This is a genomic window from Microbacterium pasadenense, from assembly GCF_047246565.1.
Classification (GTDB): domain Bacteria; phylum Actinomycetota; class Actinomycetes; order Actinomycetales; family Microbacteriaceae; genus Microbacterium.
On record NZ_JBFOKN010000002.1, the window covers coordinates 859104 to 884376 of the forward strand.

General features: G+C 70.3%; 20 protein-coding genes. 4 read left to right on the plus strand and 16 right to left on the minus strand.

What is annotated here, in order from left to right:
* Positions 1–2: 2 nt before the first annotated feature.
* From ftsW to AB3M83_RS10350, 9 genes are all read right to left on the minus strand, one after another.
* Positions 3–1232: a putative lipid II flippase FtsW gene (ftsW, locus tag AB3M83_RS10310; RefSeq protein WP_412947731.1), complete on the minus strand. Its 1230-nt coding sequence runs from the start codon at positions 1230–1232 to the stop codon at positions 3–5.
* Positions 1189–2730, minus strand: coding sequence for a UDP-N-acetylmuramoyl-L-alanine--D-glutamate ligase (gene murD / locus AB3M83_RS10315; protein ID WP_412947733.1), 1542 nt, complete (start codon positions 2728–2730; stop codon positions 1189–1191). Before murD ends, ftsW begins: the two co-directional genes overlap by 44 nt.
* Complete coding sequence (mraY, locus tag AB3M83_RS10320; protein WP_412947736.1) at positions 2727–3836, minus strand: phospho-N-acetylmuramoyl-pentapeptide-transferase; 1110 nt, start codon at positions 3834–3836, stop codon at positions 2727–2729. Before mraY ends, murD begins: the two co-directional genes overlap by 4 nt.
* Entirely contained in the window at positions 3833–5245 is a 1413-nt protein-coding gene (locus AB3M83_RS10325; protein WP_412947738.1) for a UDP-N-acetylmuramoyl-tripeptide--D-alanyl-D-alanine ligase, read from the minus strand. Before AB3M83_RS10325 ends, mraY begins: the two co-directional genes overlap by 4 nt.
* A 28-nt stretch (positions 5246–5273) precedes the next feature.
* A complete protein-coding gene (locus tag AB3M83_RS10330) occupies positions 5274–7085 on the minus strand; it encodes a peptidoglycan D,D-transpeptidase FtsI family protein (RefSeq protein ID WP_412947739.1) in 1812 nt (603 codons plus the stop codon).
* A gap of 5 nt (positions 7086–7090) precedes the next feature.
* The gene (ftsL, locus tag AB3M83_RS10335; protein WP_412947741.1) at positions 7091–7666 is read right to left on the minus strand and encodes a cell division protein FtsL; all 576 of its coding nucleotides are present in this window, start codon (positions 7664–7666) and stop codon (positions 7091–7093) included.
* Positions 7663–8622: a 16S rRNA (cytosine(1402)-N(4))-methyltransferase RsmH gene (gene rsmH, locus AB3M83_RS10340; protein ID WP_412947742.1), complete on the minus strand. Its 960-nt coding sequence runs from the start codon at positions 8620–8622 to the stop codon at positions 7663–7665. The genes ftsL and rsmH overlap by 4 nt, the downstream gene beginning before the upstream one ends.
* Before the next feature lie 101 nt (positions 8623–8723).
* Entirely contained in the window at positions 8724–9155 is a 432-nt protein-coding gene (gene mraZ / locus AB3M83_RS10345) for a division/cell wall cluster transcriptional repressor MraZ (RefSeq protein ID WP_412947743.1), read from the minus strand.
* A 228-nt stretch (positions 9156–9383) separates the two neighbouring features.
* A complete protein-coding gene (locus AB3M83_RS10350; protein ID WP_412947745.1) occupies positions 9384–9758 on the minus strand; it encodes an SCO2097 family morphological protein in 375 nt (124 codons plus the stop codon).
* A gap of 61 nt (positions 9759–9819) precedes the next feature.
* Here AB3M83_RS10350 and AB3M83_RS10355 point away from each other — a divergent pair, with 61 nt between their 5' ends.
* Positions 9820–10920 carry a polyprenyl synthetase family protein gene (locus AB3M83_RS10355; RefSeq protein ID WP_412947747.1) on the plus strand — a complete coding sequence of 367 codons (1101 nt, stop codon included), beginning with the start codon at positions 9820–9822 and terminating at the stop codon, positions 10918–10920.
* A gap of 21 nt (positions 10921–10941) precedes the next feature.
* On the opposite strand, the gene AB3M83_RS10360 is transcribed toward AB3M83_RS10355, so the two are convergent.
* On the minus strand, positions 10942–11286 hold the full coding sequence (locus tag AB3M83_RS10360; RefSeq protein ID WP_412947748.1) for an Rv2175c family DNA-binding protein: 345 nt from the start codon (positions 11284–11286) through the stop codon (positions 10942–10944).
* Between the two features lie 192 nt (positions 11287–11478).
* Here AB3M83_RS10360 and AB3M83_RS10365 point away from each other — a divergent pair, with 192 nt between their 5' ends.
* Both AB3M83_RS10365 and pknB read left to right on the plus strand, forming a co-directional pair.
* The gene (locus AB3M83_RS10365; protein ID WP_412947750.1) at positions 11479–12708 is read left to right on the plus strand and encodes a LysM peptidoglycan-binding domain-containing protein; all 1230 of its coding nucleotides are present in this window, start codon (positions 11479–11481) and stop codon (positions 12706–12708) included.
* A gap of 69 nt (positions 12709–12777) precedes the next feature.
* Positions 12778–14736 (plus strand): Stk1 family PASTA domain-containing Ser/Thr kinase, encoded by a 1959-nt coding sequence (gene pknB / locus AB3M83_RS10370; protein ID WP_412947752.1) that lies wholly within the window; start codon positions 12778–12780, stop codon positions 14734–14736.
* 87 nt (positions 14737–14823) lie between these two features.
* Here pknB and AB3M83_RS10375 read toward each other — a convergent pair whose 3' ends face one another.
* From AB3M83_RS10375 to AB3M83_RS10385, 3 genes are read right to left on the minus strand one after another with little or no spacing between them, the layout of a single operon-like run.
* Positions 14824–16152 (minus strand): class II 3-deoxy-7-phosphoheptulonate synthase, encoded by a 1329-nt coding sequence (locus AB3M83_RS10375; RefSeq protein WP_412947753.1) that lies wholly within the window; start codon positions 16150–16152, stop codon positions 14824–14826.
* Positions 16153–16199: 47 nt separating this feature from the next.
* Positions 16200–16889, minus strand: a complete 690-nt coding sequence (locus AB3M83_RS10380; protein ID WP_412947754.1) for a lysophospholipid acyltransferase family protein — start codon at positions 16887–16889, stop codon at positions 16200–16202.
* A gap of 1 nt (position 16890) precedes the next feature.
* Entirely contained in the window at positions 16891–17826 is a 936-nt protein-coding gene (locus tag AB3M83_RS10385; RefSeq protein WP_412947756.1) for an ROK family protein, read from the minus strand.
* A gap of 151 nt (positions 17827–17977) precedes the next feature.
* On the opposite strand from AB3M83_RS10385, the gene AB3M83_RS10390 reads away from it, so the two are divergent.
* On the plus strand, positions 17978–19813 hold the full coding sequence (locus AB3M83_RS10390) for an AMP-dependent synthetase/ligase (protein WP_412947757.1): 1836 nt from the start codon (positions 17978–17980) through the stop codon (positions 19811–19813).
* A 62-nt stretch (positions 19814–19875) separates the two neighbouring features.
* Here the strand turns inward: AB3M83_RS10390 and AB3M83_RS10395 are convergent, their stop codons facing one another.
* The 3 genes from AB3M83_RS10395 to AB3M83_RS10405 are packed head-to-tail and all read right to left on the minus strand — an operon-like array spanning position 19876 to position 25225.
* Positions 19876–20364 carry a peptide deformylase gene (locus AB3M83_RS10395; protein WP_412947759.1) on the minus strand — a complete coding sequence of 163 codons (489 nt, stop codon included), beginning with the start codon at positions 20362–20364 and terminating at the stop codon, positions 19876–19878.
* Position 20365: 1 nt separating this feature from the next.
* Positions 20366–21766, minus strand: a complete 1401-nt coding sequence (locus AB3M83_RS10400) for a MinD/ParA family ATP-binding protein (protein WP_412947760.1) — start codon at positions 21764–21766, stop codon at positions 20366–20368.
* 51 nt (positions 21767–21817) lie between these two features.
* A complete protein-coding gene (locus tag AB3M83_RS10405; protein WP_412947761.1) occupies positions 21818–25225 on the minus strand; it encodes a pyruvate carboxylase in 3408 nt (1135 codons plus the stop codon).
* Between the last annotated feature and the right edge of the window lie 48 nt (positions 25226–25273).

Below are 25273 nucleotides of genomic sequence, written 5' to 3' on the forward strand. Positions count from 1 at the left end.
GCCTACCGGCGGGGAGCGACGCCGCCCGCGGCAGCCGCCGGCTGCGAGGCGGGCAGGGTGCGGGCGAAGGCGAGCAGCGCGCCGCAGGCCATGAGCACCGAGACGAGCGACGTGCCGCCCTGCGACATGAACGGCAGCGGGACGCCGAGCACGGGCAGCACGCGGAGAACGACGCCGATGTTGATGAGCGCCTGGCCGACGATCCACACCGTGATGCCGCCTGCCGCGATCCGGATGAAGGGGTCCGGCGTCTTGCGGATGACGTGGAAGGCGCCGATCGCGAAGAGCGTGAACAGGGCGAGGACGACGACGCAGCCGATGAGACCCAGTTCCTCGCCGACGATCGAGAAGATGTAGTCGTGGGCGGCGGCGGGCAGCCACGCGTACTTCTCGCGGGAGTTGCCGAGCCCGAGCCCGAAGACCCCGCCGCTCGCGAGGCCCCAGATGCCGTGCAGCGGCTGGTAGCAGCCGTCGAGGTAGTCGTCGATGCAGTTCGCATCGAGGAAGCTCATGATGCGAGCCATGCGGTTCGGGCTCGAGATCGCCAGGAAGGCGACGACGCCGGCGGCGAGGGCCGCCGGGATGATGAACAGGCGCAACTTGACGCCCGAGAAGAACAGCGCGGCGAGCAGGATGAGCACGAGGATCATCGCCGTGCCGAGGTCGCGGCCGGCCACGACGGACCCGATCACGATGATGGCGACGGGGACGACCGGGATGAACACGTGCTTCCACGATGAGAGCAGCGTCTGCTTGCGGTACAGCACGTAGCCGAGCCACAGCGCGAAGGCGAGCTTCAGGAACTCGGAGGGCTGCAGCTGCTGACCGGCGATCGAGACCCAGTTGCGGTTTCCATCGAACGAGTAGCCGAGCGGCGTGAAGACGAGCATCTGCAGACCCAGCGCGCCTCCGAGCGCGATCCAGGAGATGCGCTTCCAGAACAGCACCGGCAGGCGGCTCAGGACGAGCATGAGCGGGATGCCGACGACGGCGAACATCGACTGCTTGATCGCCGTCTGGAACGGCCCGCCGTCGGAGCCGACCGACGTGGCCATGGTCGCCGACAGCACCATGACGAGCCCGAACACGGTGAGGATCAGCGCCGTCGACAGGATGAGCAGGAACTCGCTCGGCACCGGCGTGAAGACGCGGCCGAGGTTCACCCTCGCCAGGAACGCGGGTCGGTCGTCAGCCGGCTCCGCCGGGACGGGACGGTCGGTCGTCGTGGTCACCGGCATCCTTCCCGATCCGCTCCTGCACCGCGGCGGCGAAGCGCCGACCGCGATCCGAGTACGACGCGAACTGGTCGAACGATGCCGCGGCCGGAGCGAGGAGGACCACGTCTCCGTCACGGACCACGTCCGCCGCGAGCGCGACGACCTCGGTCATGACGTCTTCAGTCTGAGTGTGGTCGACCTCGAAGACCGGCACTGCGGGCGCGTGTCGTGCGAACGCCGCCGTGATCCCGGCCCGCTCGACGCCGATGACGATCGCGGCCTTGACCTGCGGTCCGCGCTCGGCGATCAGATCGCTCGCGTCCACGCCCTTGAAGACGCCGCCGACGACCCACACCGAACCGGGGAAGGCCGCGAGCGACGAGGAGGCCGCATGCGGGTTGGTGGCCTTGGAGTCGTCGATCCAGGTGACGCCCGCGTCGACCGCGACGACCTCGATGCGGTGCGCGTCCAGCCGGAAGTCGCGGAGCGCGCCGCGGATCGCGAGGGGTGCCACGTCGAGCGCCCGGGCGAGGGCGGCCGCCGCGAGGATGTTCGCGACGATGTGGGGAGCGGCGAGGGCGGATGCCGCGAGCTCCTCCAGAGTGGTGAGTTCGAGCGCGTTGGTGCGCCGCTCCTCGAGGAAGGCGCGGTCGACGAGGATGCCGTCGACGATGCCGACGTCGCTCGGGCCGGGCACGCCCAGGTCGAAGCCGATGGCGCGGCATCCGTCCACGACATCGGCGTCCTCGACCATCTCGCGGGTCGCGGCGTCGCTCTTGTTGTACACGCAGGCGACCCGCGTGTTCTCGTACACGAAGGCCTTCGCGTGGCGGTACGCGGCGAAGGAGCCGTGCCATTCGAGGTGGTCCTCGGCGATGTTGAGGCAGACACTCGCGTACGGCGAGACGCGATCGGGACCCGACTGGAGGCTCAGGTACCAGAGCTGGTGGCTCGAGACCTCCACGACGAGGACGTCGAACCCGGCCGGATCACGGACCGCGTCGAGCACCGGCACGCCGATGTTGCCGCACGGCGCGGCCCGCAGACCGCCCGCGACGAGCATCGACGCCGTCAACTGCGTCGTGGTCGTCTTGCCGTTCGTGCCCGTGATCATCACCCAGTCGGCGGGGGTGCCGTCCGGGCGCGCGACTTTGTCGCGGACGCGCCAGGCCAGTTCGAGGTCGCCCCACAGTGCGATGCCCTGCTCGCGCGCCCACGCGACGACGGGGTGGTGCGGCGGGAAGCCGGGTGAGGCGATGATCACCTCCGGCGCGTACTCGCGCAGCACCTCGGGGACCGTGTCGAGCGGTCCTTCCCAGAGGGTCGCACCGATGACGGGCAGCAGCCGCGCGTACTCCTCCGAGGCCTGTTCCGTCACGACCAGGACGTCCGCCCCCAGTTCGGCCAGCGTGTCGGCGACCGAGAACCCCGTCATCGACAGGCCGAGGACGGCGACGCGCAGGCCCGACCAGTCGGCGTTCCAGCTGGTGAGTGTGTCGAGGCGCCCGGTCATACTGCCGCGAGCCAGCCGACGTAGAACAGGCCGACGCCGAAGACCGCCAGCATGCCCGCGATGATCCACATGCGGACCACGATCGTGATCTCCGGCCACCCGCGCATCTCGAGATGGTGGTGGAACGGGCTCATGAGGAAGAGCCGCTTGCCGCCGGTGGCCTTGAAGTAGGCGCGCTGCAGGATGACGGATGCCGGGGCGATGATGAACACGCCCGCGATGATGACCGCGAGGATCTGGGTGCGGCTGAGGACCGCCATCGCGACGACGACGCCGCCGATGGCCATGGAGCCCACATCGCCCATGAAGATCTTCGCCTTGGGCGCGTTCCACCACAGGAAGCCGACGAGCGCGCCGACGAACGAGGCGGCGACGATCGTGAGGCCCATCGGGTCGCGGGTGTCGTAGCAGCCCGACGTGTACTCCGCGGCGAGCGCCGTGGAGTGGCATCGCTGCTGCAGCTGCCAGAAGGTCACGAGGCTGTAGGCCGAGATCGTGAAGATGCCGGCGCCGGTCGCGAGTCCGTCGAGGCCGTCGGTGAGGTTCGACGCGTTCGACCAGGCGACCGACATGAACGAGATCCACGCGAGATAGAGGATCCAGCCGGCGACCGCGCCGAGCGCCATGAACGACAGCGTCGGGATGTCCCGGAAGAACGAGATGTACGGCGAGCCCGGCGTCTCGCCGTAGGCGTTGGGGAAGCTCAGCGCCATGATCCCGAACGGCACCGCGACGGCGATCTGCCCGACGATCTTGCGCCAGCCCGACAGCCCGAGGCTCCGCTGCTGACGCACCTTCATGTAGTCGTCGATGAACCCCACGGCGCCAAGGCCCACCATCATCCAGAGGACGAGCATCCCCGAGATGGTGGGTGCCGTCCCGCCGGTCAGCGTGCCGACGAAGTACCCGACCACGGTGCCGAGGATGAACACGATCCCGCCCATGGTGGGCGTGCCGCGCTTGGCGTGGTGGCTCGGGTTGTTCACGTCCTCGGGCGTGCGGATCACCTGTCCCCACCCGATCCGCTGGAAGAGTCGGATGAACAGCGGAGTCAGGAACAGGGTGAACGCCAGCGAGATCGTCGCAGCGGCAAGGAGAGATCTCACGAGAACGATTCTCCCAGACGATCGCCGAGGAACCTGAGGCCGGCGGAGTTCGACGACTTCACGAGGACGCGATCGCCGTCGCGCAGCTCGGTCTGCAGGTAGTCGAACGCCTCATCGGCGCTGGCGAAGAAGACGGCTTCGCCGTCCCACGAGCCCTCGCTGATCGCGGCGAGGTAGAGGCGCCGCGCGTCCGGTCCGACGACCACGATGCGCTCGTAGCGCAGGCGCACGGCCTGCAGCCCGACGCGGTCGTGCTCCTCCCCCGCCTGCTCGCCGAGCTCGCTCATGGCGCCGAGGACGGCCACCTTCCGCTGACCCGGCTCGGTGATCTGGGCGACGGTCCGCAGCGCCGCCGACATCGAGTCGGGACTGGCGTTGTAGGCGTCGTTGATGATGCGGATGCGGTCCGATCCGAGCGGCTGCATGCGCCAGCGCTCCGCGATCTCCACCGTCTCCAGACGTGCGACGGCGTCCGCCGCGGCGACACCGAGGACCCCGGCGATCGTGATCGCGGCGAGGGCGTTCATGACGTGATGCTCACCGAGCACCCGCAGCACGAGGGGGTGCCGTTCGCCGCCGACCACGATGGTGCAGCGGGTGCCGGATGCCGTCACCTCGACGTCTTCGGCACGCACGTCGGCGTCGGGGCCCCGACCGAACCACCGGACGGCGACACCGCGCGCCTCGGCCGCGGCCGCCATCGCCGCCACCCGCGGGTCGTCGGCGTTCAGCACCGCGACGCCGCCGGGACGCACCGACTCGATGAGCTCCTGCTTGGCCTTCTGGGTGGCCTCGACACCGCCGAAGCCGCCGGCGTGGGCGAGGCCCACCATCAGCACGGCACCGACATCGGGCGTGATGAGGCCGGCCAGCTCGGCGATGCGTCCGGGGCGTGACGCCCCGAGCTCGCTCACCAGGAACCGGGTCGTATCGACGACGCGCAGCATCGTCACGGGTGCACCCACCTCGTTGTTGAACGACGCGCGCGGCGCGACGGTGGGCCCTTCGTCCTGCAGGATGCGGGCGAGCAGGTTCTTCGTGGTCGTCTTGCCGTTGGATCCGGTGATGCCCACCACGCGCAGGTCGCCGCGCGAGCGCACCCGGGACACGACCTCGCGGGCGAGATCGCCGAGGGCGGCGACGGCGTCCGGGACGACGATCTGCGAGACCGGCGCGTCGACGGTGTGCTCGACGATCGCCAGCGCTGCGCCGGCTCGGACCGCGGCATCCACGAACAGGTGGCCGTCCGTCACGTCGCCGGGCTTCGCCACGAACACGGAGCCCGGGCCCATCTCGCGGGAGTCGGTGTCCACGACGCCGTCGACGGTCGTGTCGTCGGCATCGGATGCGTGCAGGTGGAGGGTGCCGCCGACGGCACGGGTGACCTCGGCGAGCGTCATGCGGATCATGCGGTGGGATTCTCCTCGTGCGCCCGGTTCAACCGTTCACGGGCAGGAGGGGGGTCTCCGAGCCCGACGGCATGACGCGGTAGTGCGTGAGCACCTGGGTCATCGCCTTCTTGAACACCGAGCGATTGGCCGACGACATGCGCTGCTTCTTGGGCTCGTCGAAGACGGTCAGAACAACATACTGCGGATCGTCGGCGGGGGCGTAGCCGACCAGCGACGTGAAGTACAGGTTGGACTTGTACCCGCCGCGGCCGTCCGAGACCTGCGCCGTGCCGGTCTTGCCGCCCATGCGGTAGCCCTCGATGGCGACGTCGTCGGCCATCGTGCCCTGTGCGAAGACGTTCTCCAGCATGAGCGAGATCTGCTCCGCCGTCTCCTTCTCGATGACCTGCACGGGCTCGGCGAGATCCGGTTCGATGACGGTCCCGTCCGCGGTGGTGCAGGACTCGATGAGGGATGCCGGCATCCGCAGGCCGCCGTTCGCGAAGGCCTGATAGGCGTTCGCGACCTGGACGGCGGTGACGGTGAACGCCTGTCCGAAGGTCGTCGCGTAGTTCGACTGGCTGTCCCACTGCTCGGCGGGGTGCAGGGTGGTCTGCGGCTCGCCCGTCCAGTTCAGTCCGGACGGCTGGCCGGCCCCGAACCGCTGGAGATAATCGTGCCGGGTCTGCGCATCGACCATGCCGCCGAACTTCGACATCGCGACATTCGACGAGGTGACGAGGCCGCCCGTCAGGGTGAGGTTCTCGGTGGCGTGGTTCTCGGAATCGTTGACGACGGCGCCGTTGTCGAAGACCTGACGGTCCGGCACCTCCACCGCCGTGCCGGGGGTGACGCCCGCCTGCTCGATGGCGGTGGCCGCGGTGACCGGCTTGAACGTGGAGCCGGGCTCGTACGAGTAGCGCAGCAGTCGCGATCCGCGGTCCTCGGGCTCGCTCGCACCGGGATCGTTGGGGTCGACGGTCGGCGTCTCAGCCATGGCGCGCACTTTGCCGGTCGCCGTCTCCATCACGATGATCCCGCCCCAGTCCGCCTTGTAGCGGTCGGTCTCCTCGGCGATCAGCTGCTGCAGGTACCACTGCAGGTCGGCATCGATCGTGAGCTTCAGGGTGCCGCCGTTGACCGCCGGCTCTTCGACCGCGGTGCCGGGGATCGTCACGCCGTTGGCGCCGCGCTGGTAGCGGATGCTGCCGTCGGTCGCGGTCAGGCAGTCGTTCTGCATCTCCTCGACGCCTTCGAGCGGCTTCCCGTCGCTCCCGACGAATCCCAGGAGGTTGCCCGCGACGGCGCCGTTCGGATACGTGCGGGACGGGTGCGGCTCGAAGCTCAGGAACGGCAGCTCGAGGTCCGCCAGCGCGCGGAACTCCGCCGTGGAGATGTAGCGGTCGAGGTAGGCGAACCGGCTGTGCGGGTCCGCGGCCAGCGCATCCGTGACGATCGCCTCGACGTCGGCGACGTCCTGCCCGGTGACGTCGGCGATCTGCACGGCGAGCTCGGGCCAGGTCAGACGGACCGGCTTCTCGTTCTCGTCCAGGACGACCGCGCCGTCCTCGCCCCGCTGGTTGATCCCCTGGATCGCGATGAAGGGGTCGAGCTTGGCGTCATACAGCAGGATGCTGGAGGCGAGCGGCGTGCCGTTCGCGTCCACGATCTCCCCGCGTGTCCCGGCGAGCCTGGAGGTGACCTCCATGCCCTTGTCGCGCGCGTCGCTCACGTGCTGATCGGCGTTGACGATCTGGATGTCGATGAGGCGGATCACGAACGCGATCAGGACGACGAGGACGACGGCGAGGGCGACGACCGTTCGACGGCGCGGGCTTCGGGTGGCTCGAGTCGTCATGCTTCTCAGTGTGTGGTCGGGGTCGGAAGTCCGTCGGTGATCGGCGGGGGTGTCGGTGTATTGGCCAGGAGCGCCTCGTCCACGGCGACGCCGGCGTTCATGCTCGCCTCGGGGTCCGTGACGAGGGGGACGTCGCTCACGAGGGCGTTCGAGACCGCGGCACGGGACAGCGCTTCGATGCTGGACGCGTCGGAGGCGCCCTGCCCGGCGCCCAGGGTGGTGCCGTCGCTGAGCCGGAGGTAGTTCGGCTCCCCGCCGGCGACGAGCCCCAGAGCCGCCGCATTCGCGGCGAGGAACTGCGGTGAGCTGAGTCCGGCGATCTCATCCTGGAGGATCTGCTTCTCCCAGTTGACGGCGCGCTGATCTGCGGTGAGGGCACGCACCTGGAAGGCATCCTGCGTCGTCGCGATGGACAGTCCCATCTGGATCGCGCCGATGGCGACGGCACCGGCGACGGCGACGATCCCGAAGACGAGGCGCGGGCGCCGACGCGGGCGGGCGTCGGCCAGGGGGCGGAGCCGGTGGCCGACGCCGTCGGCGGGGCGGACCTCGGGAACCGGGATCAGAGCCGGAGCGCTCATGCTGCCTCCCTCACACGTTCGGCCGCACGCAGGCGCACCGGGGTGGCGCGCGGGTTGCGGAGCTTCTCCTCGTCGGATGCCAGTTCGGCACCCCGCACCAGGAGCTTGAACTTCGGTGCGTGCTCGGGCGGCTCGATCGGCAGTCCGGCCGGCGCCGTCGACGCCGCGGCGTCCGCGAACACACGCTTGACCAGCCGGTCCTCGAGCGACTGATACGACATGACGACGATCCGGCCGCCCACCGGCAGCAGATCGAGAGCTGCGGGAAGAGCCCGCTCGAGGACGGCGAGCTCGCCGTTGACCTCGATGCGGAGTGCCTGGAAGACGCGCTTCGCGGGGTGGCCGGCGCGCTCGCGCTGGACGGCCACCGGGGTCGCCCCGATCAGCACCTCGACGAGCTGGGACGACCGTTCGATGGGGGCCTGCTGCCGCGCGGCGATGATGGCGCGGGCATAGCGCCCCGCGAGCTTCTCCTCGCCGTAGCGCTCGAAGATGCGGCGCAGATCGCCCTCGCCGTAGGTCGCGACGATGTCGGCGGCCGTCGTGGGCGCGGTCTGGTCCATGCGCATGTCGAGCGGAGCGTCCTGGGAGTACGCGAAGCCGCGGTCCGCTTCATCGAGCTGCAGCGACGAGACGCCGAGGTCGAACAGGATGCCGTCGACGCGTCGACGGCCCACGGATCGCACCGCCTCGGCGATGCCGTCGTAGACGGTGTGCACGAGGGAGACGCGATCGCCGAACCGGGCGAGCCGCTCCCCCGCGATGCGGAGGGCGTCGGTGTCGCGGTCGAGGCCGATGAGGGATGCCTGCGGGAAGCGCTCGAGTATAGCTTCGGAGTGTCCGCCCATGCCTTCGGTCGCATCGACGAAGACGGCGCCCTCGCGGTCGAGCGCGGGGGCGAGCAGCTCGACGCAGCGGTCGAGCAGAACGGGGGTGTGGATGTCGTCGAGGGCCATGATGTCGAGAGGACCGGTCCCCTCGGCTCTGATCCCCATCCGCTCCGACCTGGCGCCGGGGAAGTGCGTCAGGGCGTGCGGCTGGGAGTCACAGCCGAGGGTCAGAAGAGTCCGGGGATCACCTCCTGCTCCATGTCGGAATACGTGTCTTCGTTGCTGTCGGCGTAGGAGTTCCAGGCGTCGGCGTTCCAGATCTCCGCGTGCGCTCCGACACCGGTGACGATGAGCTCGCGCTCGAGGTTCGCGTAGGTCCGCAGGTGCGGGGGGATCGTGATGCGGTTCTGGGAGTCGGGCTTCTCCGCGCTCGCCCCGGAGAGGAACATGCGCTGGAAGTCGCGGGCCTGCTTGTTCGTCAGGGGCGCTTCGCGGATGCGCTCGTAGACGCGCTCGAACTCGACCGAGCTGAAGACGTAGAGGCACCGCTCCTGGCCCCGGGTGACCACGACGCCCGGCCCGAGATCGTCCCGGAACTTCGCCGGGAGGATGACGCGGCCCTTGTCGTCGAGCTTGGGGGTGTGCGTGCCCAACAGCATGATCGGGCCACCCCCTTAATCCGGACCACTCCAGGTGCACGCCACTTTACTCCACTTCCCTCCACTTGGCGACTACTTTCTGGGCGCGGCACCCTCCCGCGCGCCGATCCGCTGCGCTCGCGGGAACGGCGCCACGACGACAGCGCCTCGGAACGCCGCCGCACACGAAAAAAAGCACCGACCCGGAGGTCGGTGCTTCTCGAAGTGGAGGGTGGTGGAGGGGCGGTGTCAGCGGCCGTCGTTCCGTCGGTCCCACCGGTCGTTCATCCGGTCCATGAAGGAGCCGGAGGCGCGTGCTTCGGTGGGCTTGCGGGTGCCGACGGACTCCGCCCGGGCGGACGCGACACCTCGGGTCGGGGTGAAGGCGAGGACCACGCCGCCGACCATCACGACGAAGGCGATGACCCCCACGATGATGAGCGACGAGGCGACACCCACGACCAGGCCGGCGATGCCGAGGAGCACGATGACCGAGCCGTAGACGATGTTCCGATAACTCAGCGTGTTGGCGCCGCGATCAGCGCTCACGACGTCCGTGTCGTTGCGCATGAGATGGCGTTCCATCTCGTCCAGCAGACGCTGCTCCTGCTCTGACAGTGGCATGCATCCCCCTCAAGTCCGGTCCATCGAGTCTACGCGTGCGCGTGATCACTAGGCTAGGCCTGTGTCCCCTCCCGATTCGCCGATCGCGGCCGTTTCCCAGCGAGTCGAGAGGTTCCTGAGGGCACAGCGCGACATCGTCGCCGAGCTCGGCTCCGAAGCCCGCGCGTTCGTCGAATCCGGGGCGGAGGCCGCGACCGGAGGCAAGCGCTTCCGCGCGCGATTCTGCGTCGCAGGATGGCGCGCCGTGGTCACCGCGAACGGGAGTCCCGACACGACTCCCCCCGACTCCGTCGTCTCCGCCGCGGCCGCCCTCGAGGTGTTCCACGCGGCGGCGCTCGTCCACGACGACATCATCGACAGCTCCGACACCCGTCGGGGCCGACCGGCGGCGCACCGCGCCTGGGAGGCACGCCATCGGCACGCCGCCTGGGCCGGCGACGCGGCATCCTTCGGGAGATCGGCCGCGGTCCTGCTGGGCGACCTCCTGGTCGCGTGGAGCGACGACCTGTTCGAGGAGGGTCTCGCGTCGGGGGCGGACTCCGAGCGCGCGGCGGCGGCCCGCGTCGAGTACGCGCGGATGCGGCGCGAGGTGACGATCGGGCAGTTCCTCGATGTGGCGGAGGAATCCGCACACGTCGCGGCGCCCGGTTCCGAGCATGCCGAGCGCGCGCTTCGCATCGCCTCGCTGAAGTCGGCGCGCTACAGCGTCCAGCATCCGCTCCTCCTCGGCGCGACACTCGCCGGCGCCGCATCCCATCAGTACGACTCGCTGAGTCGCTTCGGTCACCCGATCGGCCTGGCCTTCCAGCTGCGGGACGACGTCCTCGGCGTCTTCGGAGACAGCGCCGTCACCGGAAAGCCCGTCGGCGATGACCTGCGCGAGGGCAAGCGAACCCTGCTCGTGGCCTACACCCGCGCCGAGCTGGGCCGCGGCACGAAGCGCGTGTTCGACGAGCTGATCGGCGAGCCGGACCTGACGCCGGAGCAGGTCGGCTTCCTGCAGCAGACGATGGTCGACACGGGCGCCCTCGCCCGCGTGGAGGATCACATCGCCGCGTGGGCGGACGAAGCCGATCGTGCGCTGCGCGGAGCGGATCTCGGGAACGGGGCCGTCGGAGAGCTGCGCGACCTCGCTCGCGCGGCGACGGTGCGTTCGTCCTGAGCCGGGCGGGCGCCGCCGGACCTACGCGAGCGTCTGCGCGACCCGTCGCACTTCGCTCTTGCGACCGGCGCGGAGCGCCTCGATCGGCGCGAGGCCGATGGACTCGTCGGGCGCGAGCAGCCAGTCGATGACCTCGTCGTCGGAGAATCCGGCATCCTGCAGCACGATGATCGTTCCCCGCAGGGACGACAACGGCGCGCCGTCGACGAGGAAGAGGGACGGCACGGTCGGAGCGCCGTGACGGCGGGTCGCGACGAGCTGGTGCTCGTCGAGCATCCGTCGCACACGGCCGAGCGACTCTCCCGTCAGTTCGACGAGATCGGGCAGGGTCAGCCAGTCGGTGGGGGTGGGCGTGTCGGTGGTCACACGACCACTATTCCATCCGGCCGCACCGTCGTCGTCCGACTCCTGCGGCGATGTCGGCGGCGCACATGACAACATTCACATCTTTCACATCGGTCACATCTGTTGACGTGAGTCACAAGCCGTGCCAGCGTGTGCGGGGGCTGTGACGACTGGGGTCGCGTACACCTGGGGCCGAAAAACGAAGGAACTCACTTGCGCCGACACGACGCTCTCCGCCCGACCGCGATGCACGTGACCGCCCCGGCGGTCATCGGCTCCATCGCGCTGTCGCTGTCCACTCTCACGGGCGCCCCCTCCCCCGCGGCCGCCGCCGAGAGCGCCCCGGCCGCACCGCGGCCCCTCGCCGATCGTCCGACGGCGACCCACGTCGATGTGGTCGGCGTGCCGGCGGCGTCCTCTTCGGTCCGGACGCACACCGTCGCGCACGGGGACACGGTCAGCGCGGTCGCCGCCCGCCACGGTCTGCGCACCGCCGACGTCCTGGCCTGGAACGACCTCTCGTGGCGGTCCGTCATCCGCCCCGGCGACGTGCTCCGCCTCGGGGCCGGGCCGGCGAAGGCCGCGACCCGGAAGAAGGCCGCCTCCCCGGACAAGGACGGCGGCACCTCCCAGGGCGCCGGCGTGCACACCGTGCGCACCGGCGACACGCTGTGGGCCATCGCCGGCCGGTACGACGTCACCGTCGCAGCGCTGGCCGAGGCGAACTCGCTCGGCCGTTCGACCATGATCCGCCCGGGGCAGAAGGTGACCATCCCCGGGACGCAGCAGAAGGTGCAGCGCGCCGCCGGTCGCACCGCAGCGCCCACCGCGTCGCCCCGGACGGCGACGGCGCACCACGAGGTCGGTTCGGGCGAGACCCTGTGGGCCATCGCCGATCGCCACGGCATCAGCCTCTCGCGGCTGCTCGCTGCCAACGACCTCGATGGCGGCTCGATCATCTACCCGGGTCAGAAGCTGACCATCCCCGGCACGGCACCGATCGTGGCCCGCACGGCCGCGGACGCGGCAGACGTCGTCCTCGACGACGACCAGATCGCGAACGTGCGGCTGATCATCGAGGTCGGACGCAGCCGCGGCGTGTCGCGCGACGGCATCGCGGTCGCCCTGTCGACCGCGATGGTGGAGTCCTGGATCCGGAACCTCGACTGGGGCGACCGCGATTCGCTGGGCCTGTTCCAGCAGCGCCCGAGCGCCGGATGGGGCACCGAGGACCAGGTGCGCGATCGGCGCCGCGCCGCCGCGGCCTTCTTCGGCGGGCCGCAGGACCCCAACGGTCAGGAGACCCGCGGCCTGCTGGACGTCCCCGGATGGCAGAAGATGGATCTCGCCGACGCGGCGCAGGCCGTGCAGATCTCGGCCTACCCCGAGCGGTACGGCATCTGGGAGAAGCAGGCGCACCGCTGGATCGACGTCTACGGGTGATCGTTTTCGGGTGCGCCCCGGGGTGAGCCGCTCACCGGGCTCGCGGCATCCGCTCCGTAGACTCGGACCGTGAGTACGAGTCAGCAGACCGACCCGCTGATCGGCCGTCTGGTCGACAGCCGGTACCGGGTGCGCGCTCGCATCGCCCGCGGAGGAATGGCGACCGTCTACGTCGCCACGGATCTGCGCCTCGAGCGCCGGGTCGCGCTCAAGGTCATGCACGGCCACCTCTCCGACGACACCGTCTTCCAGAACCGCTTCATCCAGGAGGCCAGGTCCGCCGCGCGCCTCGCCGATCCGCACGTCGTGAACGTGTTCGATCAGGGCCAGGACGGCGAGATGGCGTACCTGGTGATGGAGTACCTGCCCGGCATCACGCTGCGCGAACTGGTCCGCGAGCAGCGCCGACTCACGCTGCCGCAGACCATCACGATCATGGACGCCGTCCTGGCCGGCCTGGCGGCCGCGCACCGCGCCGGCATCGTGCACCGGGACGTCAAGCCCGAGAACGTCCTCCTCGCCGAGGACGGCCGGATCAAGATCGGCGACTTCGGGCTCGCCCGGGCGACGAGTGCGAACACCGCGACCGGCCAGATGCTGCTCGGGACGATCGCCTACCTCGCTCCCGAGCTCGTGACCCGGGGGACCGCCGACGCGCGCAGCGACATCTACGCCCTCGGCATCATGCTGTACGAGATGCTCGCGGGCGAGCAGCCGTACAAGGGCGAGCAGCCCATGCAGATCGCGTACCAGCACGCCACGCACTCGGTCCCCCGCCCCAGTGTGAAGAACCCCGGCGTGCCCGAGCAGCTCGACGAACTCGTGCTGTGGGCGACGGAGCGCGACCCGGACGATCGCCCCACGGACGCCCGTGAGATGCTCGACCGTTTCCGCGAGATCGAACGGGAGCTCGGGATCTTCCCGCAGGTCGTCCGTTCCACGCCCGCCGGCGCCGCCGTCGTGGTGGACGACTCGCTGGATTCCGACGAGCTGACGCGGGTCATGCCGGGCACCTTCACCGCCCCGAGCGTCACCACGGAGGTCGACAACGCCACGCGACTGCGGCAGCGCTCGCACCGCAACGCCGTCAAGGGCGGCTGGCTGCTCGCGATCGTCCTCTTCCTCTCCGCTGCCGCGGGTGGGCTCGGCTGGTGGTTCGGCTCGGGCCCGGGCTCGCTCGTGCAGGTCCCCGACGTCACCGGCATGAGCTTCGAGGATGCCGCCGACATCCTCGAAGAGCGGTCGCTCGTCGCCGTCGAGGAGTCCGTGAACAGCTTGGACGTCCCCGCCGGTGAGGCGCTCGGGTCCACCCCCGAGGCCGGCGACCGGCTCGATCGCGACGCCACCGTCACGGTGTCGATCTCGGCGGGACCGGCGACAGCCGAGCTCCCGACTCTGCGCGATCTGGATGTCACCGATGCCGAGACGGTGCTCGCCGAGAACAACATCGAGGTCGCCGAGACCAACCTCTACTTCACGTCGCTCGATCCGGACCGCGTGGTCCGCGTGTACGTGACGCAGCCGGGACGCGACGAGCCCGTCGAGTGCACCGAGGGATGCCGGGTCCTCGAGGGCTCCTCGGCCGAGCTGCGGGTGTCGCTCGGCCCGCTGCCGGACGTCGTCGGAGAAACCGGCGATGACGCGGTGCGGATGCTCCGCGACGCGGGCGTCGAGGTGGACCAGACGCGCGAGTACAGCAGCGAGGTCGCCGACGACCTGGTCATCCGCATGACCGAGCGCGAGGGCGGCGGCTCCTGGCAGCGCGGCGAGACCGTGACGATCGTCGTCTCCGACGGCCCGCGGCCGATCGAGGTCCCGAACGTCGTGGGCCAGAGCATCCGGGACGCGGTCGACGCGCTGCAGTCGGCGGGATTCAAGGTGAACCCCAACATCGACGACGCCGAGCTCCCTCTCGGCGGACGCTACTGGGACGTCTACCGCGTGAGCGCGATGAGCCCCGAGCCGGGAGCGATGGAGCGCCCGGGCACGACGGTGCACCTGACGCCCGTCTTCCAGCCCTTCGGCTGACCCCGGCACGGGCCGCGCCCGGCCGCCGCGTGCGAACGCGGGTGGCTCGGGATCTCCCCGGGACACCCGCGTCAGCGGATCAGCCGATCAGCGCTTGCCGAGCTCCTCGGCCACGAGGAAGGCGAGCTCGAGCGACTGCATGTGGTTCAGGCGCGGGTCGCACAGGCTCTCGTAGCGGGTGGCGAGGGTCGCCTCGTCGATCATCTCCGAGCCGCCGAGGCACTCGGTGACGTCGTCGCCGGTGAGCTCGACGTGGATGCCGCCGGGGAAGGTGCCGACCGAGCGGTGCGCCTCGAAGAAGCCGCGGACCTCGTCGACGACGTCGTCGAACCGACGCGTCTTGTACCCGGTGGGGGTCGTGATCCCGTTGCCGTGCATGGGATCGGTCACCCACAGCGGCGTGGCGCCGGAGTCACGGACCGCCTCCAGCAGCGGCGGCAGCGCGTCGCGGATCTTGCCGGCCCCCATGCGCGTGATGAACGTCAGTCGACCGGGCTCGCGAGCCGGGTCGAGCTTGTCGATGAGCGCGAGCGCGGTCTCCGGCGTCGTCGTGGGTCCGAGCTTCACGCCGATGGGGTTCCGGATCTTCGAGAAGTAGTCGACGTGCGCGCCGTCCAGGTCGCGCGTGCGCTCTCCGATCCACAGGAAGTGGGCGGCCGTGTTGTACGGCGTGAGCGTCCGCGAGTCGATCCGCGTCATGGGGTGCTCGTAGTCCATGAGCAGACCCTCGTGGCCGGTGTAGAACTCGACGCCCCGCAGCGAGTCGAAGTCGGCGCCCGCCGCCTCCATGAACTTGATGGCGCGGTCGATGTCCGACGCGAGCAGGCGGTACCGCTCGTTGGCGGGGTTCTTCGCGAAGCCCTGGTTCCAGCTGTGCACCTCGCGGAGGTCGGCGAAGCCGCCCTGGGTGAACGCTCGGATCAGGTTCAGCGTCGATGCCGCTGTGTGGTACCCCTTCAGCAGTCGCTGCGGGTCCGCGGTCCGGGAGGCCTCGGTGAAGTCGTAGCCGTTGACGATGTCGCCACGGTAGGCCGGCAGCGTGATGTCGCCGCGGGTCTCGGTGTCGCTGGAGCGCGGCTTGGCGAACTGCCCCGCCATGCGCCCCATCTTGACGACCGGCATCGACGCACCGTAAGTGAGGACGACGGCCATCTGCAGCACCGTCTTGATGCGGTTGCGGATCTGCTCGGCGGTGGCACCGGCGAAGGTCTCTGCGCAGTCGCCGCCCTGGAGCAGGAACGCCTGACCGGATGCCGCGCGGGCCAGCCGGTCGCGGAGGTTGTCGACCTCGCCGGCGAAGACGAGCGGAGGGAGGCTGGCGATCTCGGCCGACACCGCGGCGACGGCGTCCGAGTCGGGCCACATGGGCTGCTGCTTGATCGGGAGCGAGCGCCAGTGGTCGAGAGAGGTGGGCATCCCCGTATTCTACCGGGGCCGGGACGCGCGCCCGCGTCCTGTGACGCTCACGAGGCGGTGGCCGCGGCGCGGTTCTTCACCGTCGAGGCGTACACGTCCTCGTACTCCTGCTCGCCCATGCGCTGGAGCGCGACCATGATCTCGTCCGTGACCGACCGCAGCACGAAGCGGTCGGACTCCATGCCCTGGAACCGGCTGAAATCGAGCGGCTCGCCGATGATGATCCCGACCCGGCCGACCCGCGGGATCGCGCGGCCGATGGGCATGACCTCGTCCGTCCCCACCATGACCACCGGGATGACGGGAACGCGGGCCTCCAGCGCCATGCGCGCCAGCCCGGTGCGGCCGCGATAGAGCTTCCCATCGGGACTGCGCGTGCCCTCGGGGTAGATCCCGAGCAGGTCACCGCGGCCGAGCACCTGCAGGCCGGTGTTGAGGGACGCCTCCGAGGCCTTGCCACCGGTGCGGTCGATCGCTATCTGACCGGTGCCCTTCATGAACAGCCGGGTCGCCCAGCCCTTCAGGCCCCTGCCGGTGAAGTAGTCGCTCTTGGCGAGGAACGACATCGGTCGGTCGATCATCAGTGGGAAGAAGATCGAGTCGCTGACGGAGAGATGGTTGCTCGCGATGATCGCGGCGCCGGATGCCGGGATGTTGCGCCGTCCCACGACCCACGGTCGGAAGATCGCCTTGGCGACCGGCCCGATGACGAGGTACTTGAGGATCCAGTAGACCATCTCAGACGCGTCCTCCGGCGAGGTCGGCGACGCCGATGAGGCCCGCGTCGTTGCCGAGCGTGGCGATCGAGAACGACGCGACGGGATGCTGGCCGTAGCCCGGCAGGGATGCCGCGAACGCCGTCCTCGCCGGGTGGAGCAGGTGCTCCCCCAGATCCGCCACTCCGCCTCCGATGACGAACAGCTCGGGGTCGAGCACCGACTGGACACCGCCGCACGCCTCTCCCAGCGCGGTCGCGACCCGTTCGACGGCTTCCCGCGCGCCGGCGTCTCCGGCGGCGATCAGCTCGGCCATCGCGGCGCCCGGGACGATGCCGTCGGCCGTGCGTGCCGCCGCGAGACCCGCACCGATTCCCCCGGCATCCGCGATCTCCGACGCCTCACGCTGCAGGGCTCGCCCCGAGGCGTACTGCTCGAGGCATCCCCGCTGGCCGCAGCCGCAGGGGCGACCGCCGCGCTCGAAGCGGATGTGGCCGAGTTCGGCCGCCGTGCCGTTGCCGCCGAGGACCAGCTCACCGCCGATGATCACGGCTCCGCCGACGCCCGTCCCGAGGGTGAGCATCACCATGTTGTCGACATCGCGGCCGGCGCCGAAGCGGAACTCGCCCCACCCCGCCGCGTTCGCATCGTTCTCGAGGGTGACGGGCCGTCCGATGCGACCTTCGAGCTCGGCGCGCAGGGGCTCGTTCGTCCAGTCGATGTTGGGTGCGTGGAGGATCACCGAGCGGGTGACGTCGATGAACCCGGCGGCGGCGACGCCGACGGCGTGCACGTCGTGCAGGGCGGTGAGGTCACGGACCATCACGGCCACAGCCTCTGCGAGAGCGGCGGGATCGGCCGGGGTGGGAACCCGACGCTGCTCGAGGATCGTGCCCGCCTCGTCCACGACGCCTCCGGCGATCTTGGTCCCACCGATGTCGATGCCGACGTTGAGCACGCCACTCCCTCTCCGCCGGCGCGTGCGCGCACGGCATCCGAGAGTCTAGTGCGGCGCGGTCCGCGGCCGGTTCCGTGGGATCGAGGGTCACGGTGCCCTAGACTCAGTCGCACCTACCCGACGCCACCCGGTACCGAAGGAGCTGCCGCCCATGAGCGCCGTACAATTCGACGTCCCTGCAGTCATACCCGCCGACCCGACGGCGAACGCGTCAGACCTGCTGGTCGCACGTGTGAAGGCGACACCGTCGCTCGCTCTGTTCGCCGTTCCCGACGGTGGCGGATGGCGCGATGTCACCGCCGCCGACTTCTCCCGCGAGGTGACCGCCCTGGCGAAGGGCTTCGCCGCCGCCGGGATCGAGCCCGGCGACAAGGTCGCCTTCATCGCTCGGACGACATATCACTGGTCCCTCGTCGACTTCGCCCTCTTCTTCGCCGGTGCCGTCATGGTCCCGGTCTACGAGACGAGCTCGGCGACGCAGATCCAGTGGATCCTCTCCGACTCCGGCGCCGTCGCCGTGATCGCGGAGGGCGAGGCGCACGCCGCGCGCGTGGCGGAGATCCGGGACGAGGTGCCCCTGGTCCGGAGCGTCTGGACGATGAGCGCGGGAGACCTCGACACCCTGTCGGGCGCCGGCGCGGACGTCGCCGACTCCGAGATCGAGCGGCGCCGCACGCTCGCGAACGGCGACGACATCGCCACCCTCATCTACACCTCCGGATCGACCGGACGCCCGAAGGGGTGCGTGCTCACGCACAGCAACTTCGTCGAGCTGGCGCGCAACTCGGCCGTCGCGCTGAGCTCCGTCGTCGAGGAGCCCGGCGCCTCCACCGTCCTGTTCCTGCCGCTGGCGCACATCTTCGCCCGGTTCATCGCCGTGCTGAACATCCACGCCGGCGTCAAGACCGGCCATGAGCCCGACACGACGAAGCTGCTCGCCGCCCTCGGCTCGTTCAAGCCGTCGTACCTGCTGGCCGTGCCGCGCGTGTTCGAGAAGGTCTACAACTCCGCGGAGCAGAAGGCCGAAGCCGGCGGCAAGGGCAAGATCTTCCGGGCCGCCGCCGCGACCGCCGTCGAGCACTCGCGTCGCCTCCAGGACGGCGAGAAGATCCCGCTCGGCATGAAGGTGAAGTTCGCCCTGTTCGACCGGCTCGTCTACAGCAAGCTGCGCACCGCGATGGGCGGCAACGTCAAGTACGCCGTCTCCGGCTCGGCGCCCCTCGGTCCCCGGCTCGGCCACTTCTTCCACAGTCTGGGCGTCCACATCCTCGAGGGCTACGGCCTCACCGAGACGACCGCGCCGGCAACGGTGAACCGGACCGAGAAGTCCAAGATCGGCACCGTCGGCCCCGCCCTCCCCGGCGTCAGCATCCGCCTCGCCGAGGACGGCGAGATCGAGGTCAAGGGCATCAACGTCTTCAAGGAGTACTGGAAGAACCCCGATGCCACCCGGGACACCTTCGACGACGGCTGGTTCCGCACCGGCGACATCGGCACCGTCGATGCGGACGGGTATCTCACGATCACCGGTCGCAAGAAGGAGATCATCGTCACCGCGGGCGGCAAGAACGTGGCCCCCGCCGTGCTCGAGGACCCGATCCGCGCCAACCCGATCGTCGGCCAGGTCGTGGTCGTCGGCGACCAGAAGCCCTTCATCGCGGCGCTGATCACGCTCGACCGCGAGATGCTGCCGACGTGGCTCGGCAACAACGGCCTGCCGGGCGATCTGCCGATGTCGGAGGCGGTCCGGAACGAGAAGGTCCTCGCGGAGGTTCAGACGGCGGTCGACCGCGCGAACAAGGGCGTGTCCCGCGCGGAGTCCATCCGGAAGTTCGTGCTCCTCGACACCGAGTGGACGGAGGCCTCAGGCCACCTCACCCCGAAGATGAGCATCAAGCGCAACGTCATCCTCGAGGATTTCGCCGCCGACATCGACGAGCTGTACGCGGCGAAGGTCTCGACGACGAACATCTCGCTGGGCAACTGACCGGCCGGTGACGATGGAGGGGGCCCGGCGTTCCGGGCCCCCTCCATCGTCGTCAGGCGAGGTCAGAACCAGTCGGACTCGCGCACCTCGCGCATCGCCTGCCGGCGGACGTCCTTCGGCAGCCGTTCCAGGTAGAGCATGCCGTCGAGGTGGTCGCACTCGTGCTGAAGAGCCTGCGCCAGGAGCCCCTCGCCCTCGATGACGATCTCCTCGCCGTCGAGGTCGGTCCCGGTGACGCGGGCCCACGGGTGTCGCATCGCGTCATGCCAGAGGCCGGGAACCGACAGGCATCCCTCCCCCGTCGGCTCCGGTTCGCCCGACACCTCGAGGACCGGATTGAGCACATAGCCGATGTCGCCGTCGACGTTGTAGCTGAAGGCGCGTGCGGCGACGCCGATCTGCGGCGCCGCGACGCCGGCCCGGCCGGGCAGGGCGACGGAGTCCAGCAGATCCTGGACGAGACCGCGGATGCCGTCGTCGATCTCGCCGACCGGTTCGCAGGCGGCACGCAGCACAGGGTCGCCGAAGATGCGGATGGTGCGGACGGTCACGTCAGCTCCCCGCGCTCGGGTTGCGGAGGCCCTCGACGAGCGTCGCGGCCAGCTCCCGCGCCGCCTGGCGCGTGCGCGGGTCCAGCTCGCGGAAGGTCACGGCGCCACCGGTCGCGATGTGCGCGTCGTACGGCATCGAGACGACGGCGCGCACGCGGCTGCGGAAGTGCGCCTCGAGCTCGGCCGGCTTGACGAGGCTCGCGCCGGGGCGCGAGCTGTTGAGGACGACGATCGCCCCTCGGACGTGTGCGGCGTAGCCGTTCGTCTCGAGCCACGTCAGGGTCTCCGACGCCAGACGGGCCTCGTCGATGCTGCGACCCGCGACCACGATGAGCTGGTCGGCCAGTTCGAGGGTGGCATCCATCACCGAATGCACGATGCCGGTACCGGTGTCGGTCAGCACGATCGAGTAGTAGTGGGCGGCGACGGCGGCGACGTCGTGGTAGTCGCGGTCGCTGAAGGCCTCGGACAGGTGCGGATCGGCGTCCGATGCCAGGACGTCCAGACGGGTCTCGTCCCGCGAGACGATCGCCGAGAGGTCGTTGTACCCGGTAACCTCCGCGCGGAGACGGACGAGGTCGCGGACCGTCTTGCCGCTCGTGCGGCCGATGCGCTCGGCGAGCGTGCCGCGATCGGGGTTCGCGTCGACGGCCACGACGCGATCCTCCCGGGCGTCCGCCAGCGCCATGCCGAGAAGGGTCGTGACGCTCGTCTTGCCGACGCCACCCTTCCGGGACAGCACGGGAACGAACTTCGCGCCGCCGCTGAGCGGAGCGCCGATGCGAGCGTCGAGCTCTTTGCGCTCACGGACGCGCCTGCTGTCGCCCAGGTTCACGCGGCGGGCTGTCGCGGCGTAGACGAGCCGCTGCCAGCCGCCCTCGGGCTCGGGGTCGGCGACCCGCGCGGGGTCGAGCAGCCGGTCGGCGGTCAGCAGATCGGCGCTCTCGCGATCGACGCCGAGCTGGTCGAGCCGACGGGACTGCAGCAGCTCGGGCTCCACCGGAGCCACCCGAACCCGCTCGAGCGAATGCTTGTGGACGGAGGCGGTGTGGTGGATCTGCCGCCGGGTGTACGCCGCGGCGGTCGCCCCGGTGGCCGGCGCATCGACGACGAGCTCCGCGTCCACGATGCCGTCGGCTGCCGCCGGATGCGGAGCGTCTGGGCTCACCGGTGCGGCGGGATCGGCGTCGAACGTCATGGTCTCGGCGGGCGCCGCCGAGACGGCGCCGTCGTCGTCCGCGTAGTCGTCGTCGTCATCGTCGGCGAGCGGCGGCAGCGTGACGTCGACCTGCGCGGTGGCGCCGTCGACGATGCCGATCATCCCCGTGGTGGCGAGGTTCTCGGTGCTGGCCAGCACGCCGTTGTCGGCGTCGTCGGGCAGGTCGTTGTCGCGGTCGCGCATCGGACGGTTCACTCCAGGTCGGTTCCGGGCGGAGACGCCCGACAGACCAGGTTACTCGGCCGGGCGAACGACCAGCAAAAGGTCACCCGCCTCGACCTGCGCCGTGCCGGCGATGACGAGCCGCTCGACGACGCCGTCGACGGGGGCGGTGATGGCCGCCTCCATCTTCATCGCCTCGATCGATGCCACCGGCTGCCCCGCCTGCACCTTCGCGCCCTCCTCCGCCTTGAGCGTCACGACGCCCGAGAACGGAGCGGCCACCTGGCCGGGCTTGGAGGTGTCGGCCTTCTCGGCCTGGCGCGCCTCGACGGTGACCTTCCGGTCGCGCACCGCGACCGGACGGAGCTGGCCGTTGAGGGTCGCCATGACCGTGCGCATGCCCTTCTCGTCGACCTCGCCGATGGCCTCGAGCCCGACGTACAGCTGCACGCCCCGCTCGATCTCCACCACGTGCTCCTGACCGGGGACGAGCCCGTACAGGTAGTCGATCGTGTCGAGCACGCTCAGGTCGCCGTAGGTCTCCCGCACGTCGTGGAAGGCCTTCGTGGGGCCGGCGAACAGGAGCGTGTTGAGCTTCGTGCGGCGCGTCTGCGAATCGGCGTCGAGCGCGGCGGAGTCCTCATCGGAGATCTCGGTCACCCCGACCTTCACGGTCCGCCCGGCGAGCACCTTGGAGCGGAACGGCTCGGGCCAGCCACCGGGCAGATCGCCCAGCTCGCCGGCCATGAACCCGACGACCGAGTCGGGCACGTCGTACTTCTCGGGGTTGGCCTCGAAGTCGGCCGGGTCCGCCTTCACGGCAGCCAGGTGCAGGGCGAGGTCGCCGACGACCTTCGAGGACGGCGTCACCTTGGGCACACGGCCGAGGATGCGGTTCGCGGCCGCGTACATGTCCTCGATGAGCTCGAAGTCCTCGGCGAGCCCCAGCGCGATCGCCTGCTGGCGCAGGTTCGACAGCTGCCCGCCCGGGATCTCGTGGTGGTAGACGCGGCCGGTGGGGCCGGGCAGGCCCGACTCGAACGGCGCATAGAGGTTGCGGACGGCCTCCCAGTACGGCTCCAGGTCGGAGACGGACTGCAGGTCGAGACCCGTGTCGCGGTCGGTGTTCGCGAGCGCCGCGACGAGCGACGACAGCGACGGCTGGCTCGTGGTGCCCGACATCGGCGCAGCGGCCGCATCGACGGCATCCGCCCCTGCCGCGCTCGCGGCGAGCAGGGTCGCGAGCTGACCGCCCGCTGTGTCGTGGGTGTGGACGTGCACCGGCAGGTCGAAGCGGTCGCGGAGCGCCGTCACGAGCTGCGAGGCCGCCGCGGGACGCAGCAGACCCGCCATGTCCTTGATCGCGAGGATGTGGGCGCCCGCGTCCACGACCTGCTCGGCGAGCCGCAGGTAGTAGTCGAGGGTGTACAGGTCCTCCGCCGGGTCGAGCAGGTTGCCCGTGTAGCAGATCGCGGCTTCGGCGACCGCGGCGTCGGTCGCGAGGACCGCATCGATCGCCGGACGCATCTGGCTGACATCGTTCAGCGCGTCGAAGATGCGGAAGATGTCGACGCCGGATGCCGCGGCTTCGGCGACGAACGCGTCGGTGACCTTCGTGGGGTACGGCGTGTAGCCGACCGTGTTCCGGCCGCGCAGGAGCATCTGGATCGCGACGTTCGGCAGCGCGGAGCGGAGCGCGTCGAGGCGTTCCCACGGGTCCTCGCCGAGGAAGCGGAGGGCGACGTCGTACGTCGCCCCACCCCAGGCCTCGACGGACAGCAGCTGCGGGGTGAGCCGCGCGACATGGGGCGCGACCCGGACGAGATCCTTGGTGCGCACCCGCGTCGCGAGCAGCGACTGGTGCGCGTCGCGGAACGTCGTCTCGGTCACGGCCAGGCTGCGCTGCGCCCGCAGCGCCTCGGCGAAGCCCTTCGGACCGAGCTCGAGCAGCTTCTGACGGGAGCCTGTGGGCGGCTCGACCGAGAGGTCGATCGCGGGCAGCTTCGTCCCCGGGTCGGTGTGCACGGGGCTGTCGCCGTGCGGACGGTTGACCGTCACGTCGGCGAGCCACGAGACGATCTTGGAGCCGCGGTCCTTGGACTCGCGCCCGTTCACGAGCTCCGGACGCTCATCGATGAACGCCGTGCTGAGGTCGCCCGCGACGAACGCCGGGTCGTCCAGCACGCGCTGCAGGAACGGGATGTTCGTCGAGACGCCGCGGATGCGGAACTCCGCCAGGGCGCGACGCGAACGGCGCACCGCCGACGCGAAGTCGCGCCCGCGGCAGGTGAGCTTGGACAGCATCGAGTCGAAGTGAGGGCTGATCTGCGAGCCGGCGGCGGTCGTGCCGCCGTCGAGACGGATGCCGGCACCGCCGGGCGAGCGGTAGGTCGTGATCTTGCCGGTGTCGGGACGGAAGCCCTGCGCCGGGTCCTCCGTCGTGATGCGGCACTGCAGTGCCGCGCCGCGCAGGTGGATGTTCTCCTGCTGCAGACCGAGGTCGTCGAGGCTCTCCCCCGCGGCGATGCGCATCTGCGACTGGACCAGGTCGACGTCCGTCACCTCCTCGGTGACGGTGTGCTCGACCTGGATGCGCGGGTTCATCTCGATGAAGACCACTTCGCCCGTACGGGGACCGGCGGTCTCGAGCAGGAACTCGACCGTGCCCGCGTTCTCGTACGAGATCGACTTGGCGAAGGCGACGGCGTAGGCGTGCAGACTCGAGCGGACCTCGTCGGAGAGGTTCGGGGCCGGCGCGATCTCGACGACCTTCTGGTGGCGGCGCTGCACCGAGCAGTCGCGCTCGAAGAGGTGCACGGTCTGACCCGCCTTGTCGGCGAGGATCTGCACCTCGACGTGGCGCGGCCGCTGGACGGCCTGCTCGAGGAAGACGCGGGCGTCGCCGAACGCGCTGCCCGCTTCACGCATGGCCTCCGCGAGAGCGGGCGGGAGCTGCTCCTTCACCTCGACGCGGCGCATGCCTCGCCCGCCGCCGCCGGCGACGGCCTTGACGAAGATCGGGAAGCCGATGTCCTCGGCCTGCGCGACGAGTGCGTCGACGTCGTCGGATGCTTCGGTGGAGCGCAGCACCGGGACGCCCGCCGCCACGGCGTGCTCCTTGGCGGTGACCTTGTTGCCCGCCATTTCGAGCACCGTGGACGCCGGGCCGATGAAGGCGATGCCGTTCTCGGCGGCCTTCGCCGCGAGGTCGGGGTTCTCGGACAGGAAGCCGTAGCCGGGATAGATCGCGTCGGCGCCGCTCTCGAGCGCGACGCGGATGATCTCGTCGACGTCGAGGTACGCGCGGACGGGGTGTCCGACCTCGCCGATCTGGTAGGCCTCATCCGCCTTCAGGCGGTGCAGGGAGTAACGGTCCTCGTAAGGGAAGACCGCGACCGTGCGCGCGCCGAGTTCGTACGCCGCTCGGAATGCTCGGATGGCAATCTCTCCGCGGTTCGCGACCAGGATCTTGCGAAACATGCTCTCACCTCAAAGGGGGTGCAGGGGCGCCACGGCTTCGGGCTCACC